Below are 949 nucleotides of genomic sequence, written 5' to 3'. Positions count from 1 at the left end.
TTTTGTACGGTTCGTCGAGGAAGGGCAGGTAGTTTTCAATAAACATTTCTTCGTTTGTAACATAACCGCCTGTTCTGCGTATAGTCGGGAGTATCTCTGATGTTACCCAGTGCTTAAACTCTTTTGCCCTTGGCATCTTGCTTGAAAGTATTAGGCTGTATAGTCCGCTTTCATTGATTATTGTCGGATGCTGCACTCTGCCCATGGGGTCACGAATTGTTACCCCATCGCCTTGATACTTATCTTCCTCATCAACGTGATCAGATAATGCCTTTTTCGTATTTCTGTACTCCAAAATCTTGGCAACATCCTTTCCTACAAACCAAGGCTCGCCGTCCTTTATGATCGTTCTTACTTTGCCGAACTCTCCATTCTCAAATATTTTTATCTTCTGTTCCATTTCCATTCTCCTTGTCGATCTCTGAAATATACTTTCCAATAGCCTCGATAACATTTATAGTCACCGCATTTCCTGCTTGCTTGTACAGCTGTGCATCGGACATTCCTGTGGCTTTGACCTTGTTGAACTGCTCATCGGTAAAGCCCTGCAGCCGCCAGCACTCCAACGGCATAAGCTTTCTGATATATCCGCAGTACACGACGCCGTGTCTGTCAGTAACGGTCAAAGTAAACATAGGCTCGTTCGGAAGTTTAAATCTTCGGCCTTGCTGTCTTGTTTCTGCTTTTGCAGGGATAAGCACGGCTACCGGGTCTGTTATGAGGACTACCCCCGATTTTTCGCCTTTATGATGACCTATGCCGCTGTCCTGCCTTGCAGTTATGCACCTTGCAAGCTCTGTGACCTTCGGGTCGGGATTCATATCTATCCCCAATGCGTAATACCCCTGATTACAGCTTGTTGTAAGGGTATGGACTATCTCCTTGCCCACTCGTCCTCTCCTTGAATTCATATTTGGATATGCAAGGTCAATGCTGTCACCGGGCAGAG

The 949-nt window shown here is 45.7% G+C and carries 2 protein-coding genes; both read right to left on the bottom strand.

Annotated elements, in window-relative coordinates; genetic code table 11:
* A partial coding sequence (locus LI114_RS13595) for a Bro-N domain-containing protein (RefSeq protein WP_319638314.1) occupies positions 1-400 on the bottom strand: 400 nt, incomplete at its 3' end.
* On the bottom strand, positions 375-949 hold a 575-nt coding region (locus tag LI114_RS13590), incomplete at its 5' end, for a DNA cytosine methyltransferase (RefSeq protein ID WP_227221113.1). The genes LI114_RS13590 and LI114_RS13595, both read right to left, overlap by 26 nt.

The sequence above is a fragment of the Ruminococcus sp. 210702-SL.1.03 genome, from assembly GCF_020559915.1.
Classification (GTDB): Bacteria; Bacillota; Clostridia; order Oscillospirales; family Ruminococcaceae; genus YE71.
Note: the sequence above shows the minus strand (reverse complement) of the source record. Positions and strands in the feature narration are given on the sequence as shown.